The 13883-nt window shown below is 40.2% G+C and carries 14 protein-coding genes and 1 tRNA gene; 12 read left to right on the top strand and 3 right to left on the bottom strand.

Annotated features, from left to right (window positions below; all coding sequences use genetic code 11):
• Positions 1 to 248 precede the first annotated feature (248 nt).
• The 9 genes from vncR to DB729_RS00870 all read left to right on the top strand — a co-directional run bounded on the left by vncR (position 249) and on the right by DB729_RS00870 (position 9281).
• Positions 249 to 905: a response regulator transcription factor VncR gene (vncR, locus tag DB729_RS00915; RefSeq protein WP_000697936.1), complete on the top strand. Its 657-nt coding sequence runs from the start codon at positions 249 to 251 to the stop codon at positions 903 to 905.
• Positions 902 to 2230, top strand: coding sequence for a sensor histidine kinase VncS (gene vncS, locus DB729_RS00910; protein WP_109289747.1), 1329 nt, complete (start codon positions 902 to 904; stop codon positions 2228 to 2230). The genes vncR and vncS overlap by 4 nt, the downstream gene beginning before the upstream one ends.
• A gap of 138 nt (positions 2231 to 2368) precedes the next feature.
• Positions 2369 to 3250, top strand: a complete 882-nt coding sequence (locus DB729_RS00905; protein WP_001019007.1) for a class II fructose-bisphosphate aldolase — start codon at positions 2369 to 2371, stop codon at positions 3248 to 3250.
• A 236-nt stretch (positions 3251 to 3486) separates the two neighbouring features.
• The gene (locus DB729_RS09520; protein WP_109289748.1) at positions 3487 to 5706 is read left to right on the top strand and encodes an N-acetylmuramoyl-L-alanine amidase family protein; all 2220 of its coding nucleotides are present in this window, start codon (positions 3487 to 3489) and stop codon (positions 5704 to 5706) included.
• A gap of 292 nt (positions 5707 to 5998) precedes the next feature.
• Positions 5999 to 6991, top strand: coding sequence for an ABC transporter ATP-binding protein (locus DB729_RS00890; RefSeq protein ID WP_109289750.1), 993 nt, complete (start codon positions 5999 to 6001; stop codon positions 6989 to 6991).
• 1 nt (position 6992) lies between these two features.
• Positions 6993 to 7811, top strand: a complete 819-nt coding sequence (locus DB729_RS00885) for an ABC transporter permease (RefSeq protein WP_109289751.1) — start codon at positions 6993 to 6995, stop codon at positions 7809 to 7811.
• A gap of 1 nt (position 7812) precedes the next feature.
• Positions 7813 to 8598: an ABC transporter permease gene (locus tag DB729_RS00880; RefSeq protein ID WP_109289752.1), complete on the top strand. Its 786-nt coding sequence runs from the start codon at positions 7813 to 7815 to the stop codon at positions 8596 to 8598.
• A 100-nt stretch (positions 8599 to 8698) separates the two neighbouring features.
• Positions 8699 to 8771 (top strand) — tRNA-Thr (locus DB729_RS00875).
• Positions 8772 to 8963: 192 nt separating this feature from the next.
• Positions 8964 to 9281, top strand: coding sequence for a hypothetical protein (locus DB729_RS00870; protein ID WP_000734660.1), 318 nt, complete (start codon positions 8964 to 8966; stop codon positions 9279 to 9281).
• Positions 9282 to 9308: 27 nt separating this feature from the next.
• Here the strand turns inward: DB729_RS00870 and DB729_RS00865 are convergent, their stop codons facing one another.
• Complete coding sequence (locus DB729_RS00865) at positions 9309 to 11108, bottom strand: N-acetylmuramoyl-L-alanine amidase (protein WP_109289753.1); 1800 nt, start codon at positions 11106 to 11108, stop codon at positions 9309 to 9311.
• Positions 11109 to 11143: 35 nt separating this feature from the next.
• Positions 11144 to 12052 (bottom strand): LysR family transcriptional regulator, encoded by a 909-nt coding sequence (locus DB729_RS00860; RefSeq protein WP_001222586.1) that lies wholly within the window; start codon positions 12050 to 12052, stop codon positions 11144 to 11146.
• Between the two features lie 102 nt (positions 12053 to 12154).
• Here DB729_RS00860 and DB729_RS00855 point away from each other — a divergent pair, with 102 nt between their 5' ends.
• The 3 genes from DB729_RS00855 (at position 12155) to DB729_RS00845 (ending at position 13112) form a co-directional block, all read left to right on the top strand.
• Positions 12155 to 12388, top strand: a complete 234-nt coding sequence (locus tag DB729_RS00855) for a YqgQ family protein (protein ID WP_044135604.1) — start codon at positions 12155 to 12157, stop codon at positions 12386 to 12388.
• Positions 12385 to 12765 carry a rhodanese-like domain-containing protein gene (locus DB729_RS00850; protein WP_109289754.1) on the top strand — a complete coding sequence of 127 codons (381 nt, stop codon included), beginning with the start codon at positions 12385 to 12387 and terminating at the stop codon, positions 12763 to 12765. Before DB729_RS00855 ends, DB729_RS00850 begins: the two co-directional genes overlap by 4 nt.
• A gap of 86 nt (positions 12766 to 12851) precedes the next feature.
• Positions 12852 to 13112, top strand: a complete 261-nt coding sequence (locus DB729_RS00845; protein WP_001088136.1) for a hypothetical protein — start codon at positions 12852 to 12854, stop codon at positions 13110 to 13112.
• A gap of 41 nt (positions 13113 to 13153) precedes the next feature.
• Here DB729_RS00845 and DB729_RS00840 read toward each other — a convergent pair whose 3' ends face one another.
• Positions 13154 to 13879 (bottom strand): 16S rRNA pseudouridine(516) synthase, encoded by a 726-nt coding sequence (locus DB729_RS00840; RefSeq protein ID WP_109289755.1) that lies wholly within the window; start codon positions 13877 to 13879, stop codon positions 13154 to 13156.
• Positions 13880 to 13883: the final 4 nt, after the last annotated feature.

Raw genomic sequence — 13883 nt, 5'->3', positions numbered from 1 at the left:
AAAACTTGCTACCTATTCTCTCCTAAATGGGGTATAATATAGGTAGCATTTTTATCTATTTCATCTTGATAATACTCTTCGAAAATCAAATTCAAACCACGTCAGCTTCACCTTGCCGTACTCAAGTACAGCCTGCGGCTAGCTTCCTAGTTTGCTCTTTGATTTTCATTGAGTATAAGGCCTCTTCCTATCAGGATGAAACAGAGAAGATTTACAAAAAATTTAAAGGAATGTGAAACGTTTTTTCTATGAAAATTTTAATTGTAGAAGATGAGGAGATGATTCGTGAGGGAATCAGTGACTATTTGACAGATTGTGGTTATGAAACCATTGAAGCAGCAGACGGTCAGGAAGCTCTGGAAAAATTTTCCAGCTATGAAGTTGCTCTAGTACTGCTGGATATCCAGATGCCCAAGCTTAATGGCCTCGAAGTCCTAGCTGAGATTCGTAAAAGCAGTCAAGTTCCTGTCCTGATGCTGACCGCCTTTCAGGATGAAGAATACAAGATGAGCGCCTTTGCCTCTCTGGCAGACGGCTATCTGGAAAAGCCCTTTTCTCTCTCTCTTTTAAAAGTGAGGGTAGATGCAATTTTCAAGCGCTACTACGATACGGGACGAGTCTTCTCTTATAAGGATACCAAGGTAGACTTTGAGAGTTATAGTGCAAGCCTCGCAGGTCAAGAAGTGGCTATCAATGCCAAAGAGTTGGAAATTCTGGACTATCTGGTGAAAAATGAAGGCCGGGCCTTGACTCGTTCTCAGATAATTGATGCGGTTTGGAAGGTGACAGATGAGGTTCCCTTTGACCGTGTCATTGATGTCTATATCAAGGAACTGCGGAAAAAGCTAGACTTGGATTGTATCCTCACTGTGCGCAATGTCGGTTATAAATTGGAGCGAAAATGAAACGAACAGGTCTATTTACAAAGATATTTATCTATACCTTCTCAATTTTTAGTGTTCTGGTTATTTGTCTTCATTTAGCCATTTATTTTCTCTTTCCGTCAACTTATCTGAGTCATCGTCAAGAAACCATTGGCCAGAAAGCGACAGCCATTGCCCAGTCCCTTGACGGAAAAGATAGGAAAAGTATCGAGCAAGTGTTAGATTTGTATTCCCAGACCAGTGATATCAAAGGGTCCGTTAAGGGTGAGATGACTGAGGACAAGTTAGAGGTTAAGGACAATTTTCCACTAGATACAGCTCGCCAGACAACTTCACTCTTCATTGAGGAACGCGAGGTAAAAACGCAAGATGATAGCACTATGACTCTTCAGTTTCTAGCTTCCATGGATTTGCAAAAGGAAGCAGAGCAGATCAGTCTCCAGTTTCTTCCCTATACTTTGTTGGCATCCTTTCTAATTTCCCTCTTGGTGGCCTACATCTATGCTCGGACCATTGTTGCCCCGATTTTGGAAATCAAGCGGGTGACCCGTCGGATGATGGACCTGGATGCTGAAGTACGGTTGCGTGTGGATTCTAAGGATGAGATTGGTGATCTCAAGGAACAAATCAATAGCCTTTACCAGCATCTTTTGACTGTCATTGCGGACTTGCATGACAAGAATGAAGCTATTCTCCAGCTGGAGAAGATGAAGGTTGAGTTCCTACGAGGGGCTTCTCATGAATTGAAAACACCTCTGGCTAGCTTGAAAATTCTGATTGAAAATATGAAAGAAAATGTCGGTCGTTATAAGGATAGAGACCACTATCTGGGAGTTGCCTTGGGAATTGTAGACGACCTCAGTCACCACGTTCTCCAGATACTTTCTCTCTCTTCTGTGCAGGAAATTCGAGAGGAGAAAGAAGAGGTTGACCTCCTTCAGATGACGCAAAGTCTGGTTAAGGATTATGCTTTGCTCGCCAAGGAGAGAGAACTTCAGGTAGACATTAGCCTAACCCATCAGCAGGCTTACATAAACCCATCTGTCATGAAACTAATCCTATCGAATCTCATCAGCAATGCTATCAAGCACTCCACTACAGGCGGCTTGGTCCGCATTGGCGAGAGGGAAGGGGAGCTCTTTATCGAGAATAGCTGTAGTCCTGAAGAACAAGAACAATTGGCCCAGTCTTTTTCTGGAAATGCTAGTCGCAAGGCCAAGGGTTCGGGGATGGGACTCTTTGTGGTCAAAAGTTTATTAGAACATGAGAAATTGCCTTATCGTTTTGTAAGGCAGGATGATCGCTTGACTTTCTTTATACGCTTTCCTAGAGTTAGCCAAGATTAAAAAGAAAAGGCTTACATCAATCGAATTAGAAGAAATTCAATCTAAAGTATGGGAAAAACTAGCTTTTTTTATCAAAAAGTGATAAAATGAACAATGTAAATGGGTTGACCCATAAAAATATACAGGAGGCCTGATAAAATGGCAATCGTTTCAGCAGAAAAATTTGTCCAAGCAGCTCGTGACAACGGTTATGCAGTTGGTGGATTTAACACAAACAACCTTGAGTGGACTCAAGCTATCTTGCGTGCAGCAGAAGCTAAAAAAGCTCCAGTTTTGATCCAAACTTCTATGGGTGCTGCGAAATACATGGGTGGTTACAAAGTATGTAAACTTCTCATCGAAAACCTTGTAGAATCAATGGGAATTACTGTACCAGTTGCTATTCACCTTGACCATGGTCATTATGAAGATGCACTTGAATGTATCCGAGTTGGTTATACTTCAGTTATGTTTGACGGCTCACACCTTCCAGTTGAAGAAAACCTTGAAAAAGCTCGTAAAGTTGTAGAATTTGCTCATGCAAACGGCGTATCAGTAGAAGCTGAAGTTGGTACTATCGGTGGTGAAGAAGACGGAATCATTGGTGATGGCGAATTGGCTCCAATTGAAGATGCTAAAGCAATGGTTGCAACTGGTATTGACTTCTTGGCAGCTGGTATTGGTAACATCCACGGTCCTTACCCAGCAAACTGGAAAGGTCTTCACCTTGATCACTTGCAAAAATTGACAGAAGCAGTTCCAGGCTTCCCAATCGTATTGCATGGTGGTTCAGGTATTCCTGATGACCAAATCCAAGCAGCTATCAAACTTGGTGTTGCGAAAGTTAACGTTAACACTGAATGCCAAATCGCATTTGCTAACGCAACTCGTAAATTTGTTGCTGAATACGAAGCAAACGAAGCAGAATACGATAAGAAGAAACTCTTTGACCCACGTAAATTCTTGAAACCAGGTTTCGAAGCAATTACAGAAGCTGTTGAAGAACGTATCGACGTATTCGGTTCAGAAGGTAAAGCTTAATTTAGCTGAACAATACAGATAGAACCTGCCATTGGGCAGGTTTTTTGTGTGGTAAAAATAAAATAAATGATATAGACTTTGTATTATGCCTTTGATATAATTAATTTAGATTAAAGGTAAATATCAAGTTATTTTAAAAATTTCGACTTTTAATGTGTGGTACTATATAGTTTTAAAACTTGATAAAGTTACTAGCTAGTTTTAGTATATTAGAATTATTGGAGTTTAGGTTAGAGATGAAAGATAATATTGTAAGTTTTTTTCAGTATTTTTTTTGGAAAAGAAAAATTAAAGAGGTTCATACTCACAGTGAGGATAGTGTTAGAAGAGTGTTTAGGTCTATTGCACAGAATGGATTTGATTATTATGGTGAGTCAGTACCTTATGGACGGGCTAAGTGGTTTATTGAGTCAGAAAAAGAATTTTATAATGAATTCTCTAATACTGAATTTGAATATTTTGGTTATTCTCCGGTTAGAAGTTTAAAGGAAGAAGATTTCAAAGAATATGGTTTACTCTTGACCCAGTATGGAATTTTCGAAAAAATGCAAATCAAGGATAAAGACTGGTGTAATGTACAATTTTTCCCTTTTTCAAATTTATGGAAAGTAGAGGTAGATGATAATGATCAGTTAGCATTTTACTATCCATATGGGATTATTAAGCGTTTGAATGTCTCGAATAGTTTGAACTATGTTGTTAGAGAATTGGATGAATTGATTGCTTCAGGTTATACAAATGATGTACAAGTTGAAAATTTAAACTCACAGTTATTAAAAATTGGTAAAAAGAATGTTAATTCAACTACCTTTAGAAGAGGAACTGAGATAGGAGCTGTTTCTTGGATTCTTTTAAAAACACGTACAGTATTTAAAGATATTCAATTAAATCGTATTGTTAACAATGATAAGGGAGGACATGGCTTTGCGGCTGAGTATGCCAACAATACAATTGATAAACTAAGATTTCCCTTTAAGAAAGTAGAACTGGTAGGGCAAGGAAATGAATTAAATGGAGCGGATAGAAGAGTTGGGAATCAATTAATCCAAACCAAGTATTATAAAGATGCAAGTCAGAGTGTAAATGCGGCATTTGATTCTAATAATGGAATGTACAAATATAAAGGTATGCAACTGGAAGTCCCTAGGGAACAGTATGATAGAGCGCTAGAAATATTTGCAGAAAAAATAAGACAAGGAAAAGTCGAGGGAGTCACTAACCCAAATGAAGCGAAAAATTACATTAGAAAGGGGCATATTACCCATAATGAGGCAAAGAATATTGCTCAGTCAAAAATTGTGACATCAATGAAATATGATGCAATAAATGGAGCTATTAATTCTTTACCGGGAGCAAGTATTAGTTTTGTAATTGTTTTTGCTCAAGCTAAATGGTCAGGCATTGAAACTAAGAAAGCTGCTCTAATGGCTGGTGAACAAGGGTTTCGAACACTTGTAATGGGTACAAGCATCTATTTTGCGTCACAGCAATTTGCAAGAATATTTACAAAACAAATTTATAAATATTTTGGAAAAAAAGTTACGGCTGAAGTGGTTGCAAAACGAGCTGCGCCAGTTATATCATTTGCTATTATTATAGCACCAGATGTATTTGATTCACTAGTTGGAAGAATTTCCTCACAACAACTCTTAAAAAATGTAGCAGTTGCTGGAGGTGGAATGCTTGCAGTTGCAGGTGCAGGTGCAGTTGGTGGTGCAATTGCTGGACCTTTTGGAGCAGCTGCAGGAGCAATTATTGGTGGTATTGCAGGAGGATTTGGTGTTAAACTCATTGCGGATCAATTCATAGAAGATGACCGTGTGGAAATGTTTGCTCAATTAAAAGAAGAGTTTATTGATATTGTGATGGTTATTTCGCTATCTCAGAAAGAGTTTAATAAAATCCAAGAAGATGTCTTTAATGAACAATTAGAAGGTTTATTGAAGGATATGTTCCAGAGAAAAGAAAATAGTCGAACGTATGCGAAAGAGTTTGTTGAGGAAAAAGTTAAGTCTGTCATAAAAGATAGAAAGCGGGTTGAGTTGGGGGAAATTATTGAGGCTGTCCAAGTAATAAATGATGTTCAAGCCTCATCGGAATCAGGATGGAATCAAAATAATGGTGCTTGGTACTATCTAAATAATAGCGGTTCATTAGCAAGGGGATGGATTCAAGATAATGAACATTGGTACTATCTAAGTGATGATGGCGTCCTAGTAACTGGTTGGTTAAAATATAACGATGCCTGGTATTACTTGAAAGATAATGGAGCTATGGCGACAGGTTGGATTCAAGATTCAGGAAAATGGTATTATTTAAAAGAAGACGGATCAATGGTAACTGGTTGGTACCAAATTGGCGAAAAATGGTATTATTCATATTCGTCAGGAGAACTCGCAGTTAGCACGACCATAGACGGGTATAGAGTTAATGAAAATGGGGAATGTATTGATTAAATTGAAAATTTGAGGTAAAATCATTTTTAATACAAACCTGCCCAATGGGCAGGTTTTTTGGTGTTTTAAGGAAAATATCAAACCAGAATTTTTGTTTAAAAGTATTATTTTAAGAGAGAAATCTCTAATTTCATAATCTATAGGCAAACGCTTGCATTCTAGTTTTTATTGGACTATAATAGGTTGGTATAAAGCCTTTTGTAATAATATTGAGAAGGTGTAGAAAGTAAGGATTTAGAATATTTGTAGTCAAAAATACAATGTTGCTATTCCTTGCGATAGGGAGAGATTTATGGTAATGATAGAAGTGGAACATCTTCAGAAAAATTTTGTGAAGACAGTCAAGGAACCTGGTTTGAAGGGGGCTTTGCGCTCCTTTATTCATCCTGAAAAGCAAACCTTTGAAGCGGTCAAGGATTTGACCTTCGAGGTACCCAAGGGCCAAATTTTAGGCTTTATCGGGGCAAATGGTGCTGGGAAGTCGACAACCATCAAAATGTTGACAGGGATTTTAAAGCCGACATTGGGTTATTGTCGGATCAATGGCAAGATTCCTCAGGACAATCGCCAAGATTATGTCAAGGATATCGGGGTTGTCTTTGGACAACGAACCCAGCTATGGTGGGATTTGGCACTGCAAGAGACCTACACGGTCTTGAAAGAGATTTACGATGTGCCAGACTCGCTCTTCCATAAGCGCATGGACTTTTTGAATGAAGTCTTGGATTTGAAGGAATTTATCAAGGATCCCGTGCGGACTCTTTCACTGGGTCAACGGATGCGGGCGGATATTGCGGCTTCCTTGCTCCACAATCCTAAGGTTCTCTTTTTAGATGAGCCGACCATTGGTCTGGATGTGTCAGTCAAGGATAACATTCGTCGCGCCATTACTCAGATCAATCAAGAGGAAGAGACTACCATTCTCTTGACCACTCATGACCTGAGTGATATTGAGCAACTCTGTGATCGGATTTTCATGATTGACAGGGGGCAGGAGATTTTTGATGGAACTGTTAGCCAGCTCAAGGAGACCTTTGGCAAGATGAAGACACTCTCCTTTGAACTGGTGCCAGGTCAAAGTCATCTCGTCTCTCACTATGAAGGCTTGCCCGACATGACCATTGATAGACAAGGAAATAGCCTCAACATTGAATTCGATAGTTCCCGCTACCAGTCAGCTGATATTATCAAGCAAACCCTGTCTGATTTTGAAATCCGTGATTTGAAGATGGTGGATACGGATATTGAGGATATTATCCGTCGTTTCTATCGGAAGGAGCTTTAAGATGGCCAAATTGTGGAGACGTTATAAACCCTTTATCAATGCGGGGATTCAGGAGTTGATTACCTATCGAGTCAACTTTATTCTCTATCGGATTGGTGATGTCATGGGGGCTTTTGTGGCCTTTTATCTCTGGAAGGCTGTCTTTGATTCCTCGCAAGAGCCTTTGATTCAGGGATTCAGTATGGCGGATATCACCCTCTACATCATCATGAGTTTTGTGACCAATCTGTTAACCAAGTCAGATAGCTCCTTTATGATTGGGGAGGAGGTCAAGGATGGCTCCATTATCATGCGTTTGTTGCGACCAGTGCATTTTGCGGCCTCTTATCTCTTCACCGAACTTGGTTCCAAGTGGTTGATTTTTATCTCTGTTGGACTGCCATTTTTAAGTGTCATTGTCTTGATGAAAATCTTATCTGGACAAGGGATTGTAGAAGTGCTGGGCTTAACTATCCTTTATCTCTTTAGCTTGATGCTGGCCTACCTGATTAACTTTTTCTTTAATATCTGCTTTGGATTTTCAGCCTTTGTATTTAAAAATCTATGGGGTTCCAATCTACTCAAGACTTCCATAGTGGCCTTTATGTCTGGAAGCTTGATTCCCTTGGCTTTCTTTCCTAAGGTGGTTTCAGATATTTTGTCTTTCTTGCCTTTCTCATCCTTGATCTATACTCCGGTCATGATTATCGTTGGGAAATACGATGCTAGTCGGATTCTTCATGCGCTTTTGCTTCAGTTTTTCTGGCTCTTAGTGATGGTGGGTCTGTCTCAGTTGATTTGGAAACGAGTCCAGTCCTTCATCACTATTCAGGGAGGTTAGTATGAAAAAATATCAACGCATGCATCTGATTTTCATCAGACAATACATCAAGCAAATCATGGAATACAAGGTGGATTTTGTGGTTGGTGTGCTAGGAGTTTTTTTGACCCAAGGTCTGAATCTCTTGTTTCTAAATGTCATCTTTCAACATATCCCATCACTAGAAGGTTGGACCTTTCAAGAGATTGCCTTTATCTATGGATTTTCCTTGATTCCCAAGGGACTGGATCATCTCTTTTTTGATAATCTCTGGGCACTGGGGCAGCGCTTGGTGCGAAAGGGAGAGTTTGACAAGTATCTGACCCGTCCTATCAATCCGCTCTTTCACATCCTAGTTGAGACCTTTCAGATTGATGCCTTGGGCGAACTCTTGGTCGGTGGCATTTTACTAGGGACTACGATGACTAGCATTGCTTGGACTCTTCCCAAATTCCTGCTTTTCCTAGTTTGTATTCCTTTTGCGACCTTGATTTATACTTCCTTGAAAATCGCGACTGCCAGCATCGCTTTTTGGACCAAGCAGTCAGGTGCCATGATTTACATTTTTTATATGTTTAATGACTTTGCTAAGTATCCGATTACCATTTACAATTCCCTTCTTCGTTGGTTGATTAGCTTTATCATCCCTTTCGCTTTTACGGCCTACTATCCTGCCAGCTATTTCTTGCAGGACAAGGATGGGCTCTTTAATATCGGTGGTTTGATGTTAATTTCCCTCGTCTTCTTTGTCATTTCTTTGAAACTATGGGACAAGGGCTTAGATGCCTACGAAAGTGCGGGTTCGTAAAAGGAAGAAACTCAAAGCCTTGTCTCAGGACAGGCTTTTTCTAATTAAGATGAAAATTTCTTGACATCTATTCTCAGAGTGCTATACTAAAAGGGTAATCGCCGATTTAGCTCAGTTGGTAGAGCAACGCACTCGTAACGCGTAGGTCACAGGTTCGATCCCTGCAATCGGCAGAATCAAGAAGCCTTAATTGGGCTTCTTTTTTTGTTGTCGGTAATATTCAACCACTTAGACTGAGATAGAGACCAGATAGGCAAAAGGGCTTGTTCTTGAAAAATTCCTCTGCTATAATGGTTCATGTAAGGGACGTGAGGGGTCAGTATCAGACAACTCAAGAACCTAAAAAAGAAAATGGAGACAAAAAAATGAAAAAATTATTAGGACTTGTATTTTTAGTAGCAGCAGCGCTAGTATTGTATTTCGGATCTGTTGGATGGCCAAGTTTGGATGTCAATCTCTGGTCACTCATTCCAGTAGGATTGTTCCTCTATTTTACACTAGAAAACTTTTTGAAAAAAGACTACAAGGCAAGCTTGATGTGCTTGATTATCGCCTTTATCATTGCAAATGCTATTTTTGATCTGTTGCCAATTTCAAGTGGTTTGGTGATTGGTGCCGGTGTGCTAGCTTGTGTAGGACTTGGCTACCTCTTTCCTGATAAAGATAAAAAAGAAGGCAAATAAAAAGTCTCGAGATTTCTCGAGACTTTTTTACTGACCAGCATAATATTTTTGGATCCCCTTTACGATGCCTGCGACCAGTTTATCTTGGTAGTGGCTATCTCTGATTTGTTGGTTTTCGGAGAAATTATCCATATAACCAAGCTCTAGGAGAACGGCTGGTTTGGCTGTTTCGCGTAGGACGGCATAGCTACTCTCCAACAGGCCAGCATCCTTAGCTCCTGTTTCTGCTAGAAGAGAGGAGTGGATGGCAGCGGCGAGGCGTTTGCTTTCACTCATACGATCTGGGTGATTGTGCCAGTATTGATTAATCTTACTTGGATAATCAGGTTCATCTCTATAGGAGTAGGTTTGAATACCGCTCGCTTTTGAGTAGGTATTACCAGTAGCGTTGAAGTGAATACTGATAAAAATATCAGAGTTGGTTTTATTAACCATACGAGAACGTTCGGTAACAAAGTCAACGTCAATATCACTATCACGAGAGGTGAGGACCTTGTAGCCCAGTTCCTCTAACTTAGCACGAAGTTTACGGTAAATCTGCATGTTGAGATCTTTTTCAGCTACATTGTAGTAAAAGGCACCTGAATCTTGACCACCATGCCCAGGATCTAGGAAGATAGTATTGCTGTATTGACCTTTTACAAATCCACCTTCTGTTGAAACTTCAGAAATCCATTGGCCGTATTTTTGGAACAAATGTTCCTTTCCGTCTATCTTGTAGGTCCCTGATACATAATGTCCACTATCGTCCAGATAGTAACGAGCCTTGTAATAGTCGTCGTAAATCCACTCATTCTTGGCCATATAACCGCCAGACTTGAGGTAGTATGCTCCAATCCACTCCTGATTTGCATAACGGCCATCCGCTTTTAGATAGAACCAGCTATTGTAGGATTTATCAAAAATCCACTCTTTTTCCGCCATGGCTCCACTGGCTTTTAGGTAGTAGCTTTCTTTCCATTTATTGGAAAGCATGACTCCATTTTGTTCAAAAGCATACCAATTTTCATTGATTTTCTCCCATTTGTCTTGGCTATATTTCCCATATTCATTAGCGTAATACCAATTTTCATTGATTTTCACCCAAGAGTTTTCTGCCATGGCCCCACTACCGTCTAGTAGGTAGGAACCAATGGTTGTCTGACTGAGCATCACGCCGTTTTTATCAAAGTAGTACCAAGAACCGTTGATTTTCTCCCATTTATTCTGCGAGATTTTTCCAGAAGGAGCGACATAGTACCAAATTTGGTCTAATTTAGTCCAGCCCTTTTCTGCCATAGCTCCGCTTTTTGTGAGCAGATAGCCGTCAACGGCAGTGTTGCTGAGCATACTTCCAGTTTGATCAAAATAGTACCAAGAACCATTGATTTTTTTCCAAGTGTTCAGAGCTAGTCGTCCAGAGGGATCAGCATAATACCATTGGTTGTCCAAATTGGTCCAGCTATTTTCTACCATAACCCCATCTTGGTCAAAGGCATAGCCTTTGTAGATAGTAGAATGAAGACGATTACCATCTTGATCGAAGTAGTACCATTTGCCTTGGATTTGTTTCCAGTTCAAAGCAGGTTTATCATCTTGGTAAAAACGCCAGTGGTGATTTTCTTGGTACCACCCTTCTTTTGGGGGCTTGTCTTCTTGCACATCTACTTTCGGAAGCACCTCTGATTTAGAGTTTTCCTCAACACTCGACTCTTTCTTTTCTTCTTTGGCAATTGATTCCTTGACAGCAGATGTGGATTGAGTTGTATTTTCTTCTCCTAAGACGGATGCGGGTGCTAATCCTGCGATTGAAAGGATTAAAGCACTAGTCAGTAGTATCTTTTTCACTTTCTATTTCCTAACTTTTTCGTTTTTCCTATTTATCAACTATCAAACTGAACTTCTTCTACTAAGTATTCGATAAAGCGTTCGCCCATCTTAGACAGGCTGGTTTTTTCATGCTGGATATAGACTAGTTCAATCGGGTCGTCAATGTCCAGTGGAATGGAAACGATATTGTCTCCGTTGAGGTTGCTATTCAAAATCCCTGTTGCAATGGTGTAACCATCCAAACCAATCAAGAGGTTAAAGAGGGTTGCGCGGTCACTAACCACGATGGATTTCTTGTGGTGCTCTTGTGAAAGAATCTCCTCTGAAAAGTAGAAGGAGTTGTGCGTCCCCTGGTCATAACTGAGGTAAGGAAAATCTTCCAAATCAGCCAGTTTGACCTTGTCTTTTTTAGCCAGAGGGTTGGTCTTGCTGACAAAGATATGGGGTTGGGCTGTGAAGAGGTGGTGCGCTAGCAGGTGATTGTCATCTAGCATTTTCGTTAAAACATCACGGTTGTAGCTGTTTAAAAAGAGGACACCGACCTCACTGCGGAAGTTCTTGACGTCATCGATAATCTCCCAGGTCCGAGTTTCACGTAGAAAAAGCTCGTATTTTTCCATATCACTTTTCTTGAGCAGGGAGACAAAGGCATTGACCACAAAGGCGTAGTGCTGAGAGGAAACGCTGAAAAGTTCGCGGTGGGCGACAGGATTTTTATAGCGCTCCTCCAGAAGTTGGGTCTGCTCAACGACCTGACGGGCATAGGAGAGAAACTCCATCCCATCACGGGTCAAGGTAATGCCCTTGGGATTGCGGATAAAGATTTCAATGCCCATTTCATTTTCCAAGTCTCGAACAGCATTAGAGAGACTGGGTTGGGTGATAAAGAGTTGCTTGGCTGCCTCATTCATAGAGCCAGTTTCGACGATTTTGATAATATAGTGTAGTTGTTGAATTCTCATGTTTTTATTGTACCACACTTGCGGAAGAATGGGCAATGAAGACGAAGAAAATAGGGGGAAAGAGCCGGTCCAGTATTGAAAAAAAGTCTAGAATCTGCTAAAATGGAAGCTATGAAAACATTCTATGATGTGCAGCAATTTCTCAAACAGTTTGGCATTATTGTTTACATGGGGAAGCGCTTGTATGATATTGAACTGATGAAGCTTGAACTCTCTCGGATCTATGATGCCGGTCTGATGGACAAGCTAGATTACCTAGAAGCGGAAGCTGTTCTCCGCAGGGAGCACAAGATAGAATTAGACTACATAGAGAAAAATGGAGATAAGAACTTATGACAATTTGGATTGTTTGGGGAATCGTATTGGCAATGGTGGCATGGATGGGTTATAACTACCTTCGTATTCGTCGTGCGGCTAAGATTGTGGACAATGCAGAATTTGAAGCCTTGATTCGGAAAGGGCAATTGATTGATGTCCGTGAACCAGCAGAATTTCACAGAAAACATATCCTCGGAGCTCGCAATATTCCTTCAAATCAGTTGAAGTCAAGCCTTGCAGCCCTTCGCAAGGATAAACCTATCCTTCTCTACGAAAACCAACGTGGACAACGAGTGACCAATGCAGCACTTTATCTGAAAAAACAAGGTTTTTCTGAGATTTATATCCTTTCTTATGGGTTGGATTCTTGGAAAGGGAAAGTGAAGACTAGCTAAGATTCTTTAAAAAACTGTCGAATGATAGATAAAGCTAGTATCTTAAGGTATCATCATTTATAATAAATTTAAGGAGATTTTATAATATGAATTCACAACAAAAGAAAAAACCTTCACTTATTTTAGGTATCTTATCTATCGTCCTTGGTTTGCTATTTCCAATAGTAGGTCTGATTTTGGGGATCATAGGATTGGTCTTGGCTTTTTCATACCAAAAAGAATCTGGACTAGACTATAAAACAGAAAAAATTCTCAATATCGTAGGACTTGTGGTTTCTGTACTTAACTGGATTGTAACTGTCGCAGTATTTTTTAGAATTGTAGCTGTCGCAGTATTTTTTAGATAAGCAATAAACAAAAAAGCTTTAAATTTAAAGCTTTTTTTCTTTTATCCACTTTTTTCTAAGTATTTTTTAATCATCTCTAATTCTTCTTGGTTTAAGAATCGGTATTGCCCTTCTGCAAGTTCTGAATCTAACGTAAAATCACCGAACTGAACTCGTTTGAGAGAGACCACCTTGACACCGACTGAGAGGAACATCTTTTTGACCTGATGAAATTTTCCTTCTGAGATGGTGATGGAGGCATGGCTCTCTGTTGGGCCTGCGGATAGAATATCTAGTTTTGCAGGTTTACAAGTGGTTCCGTCTAAAAAGACAATCCCCTCTTTGAATGACTGGATATGGTCTGGTGTGAGCAGACCGTTGACCACCACTTGATAGGATTTATCGACATGGTACTGGGGATGAAGGAGCTGAAAACCAAGAGGTCCATTGTCTGTCAGAAGGAGCAGTCCCGTCGTGTCACGGTCTAATCTGCCGACAGCATAGAGCTGGTCAGACTGGATGTCAGGTGGAAGGAGGTCCATGACGGTTGGTAGGTCCTTATCCTGACTGGCTGTCACCACTCCACCTGGTTTATGAAGCATGAGGTAGGTGTGCTCGTATCCTTGAATCTGCCGTCCTTGAAAGACTAGTTTCTGCAATCCAGTGTCGACATTTTGAGCGAGGGAGTTGGCTGGACAATCATCTACTAGGATTTCTTTTTTCAGAAGTGCCTGTTTCATAGCCTTGCGACTGATCATTTCTTGGGCTAATAATCTATCTAAACGCATACCA

The organism is Streptococcus halitosis, from assembly GCF_003143695.2.
Taxonomy (GTDB): domain Bacteria; phylum Bacillota; class Bacilli; order Lactobacillales; family Streptococcaceae; genus Streptococcus; species Streptococcus halitosis.
This window is presented reverse-complemented; position numbering and strand designations above follow the sequence as displayed.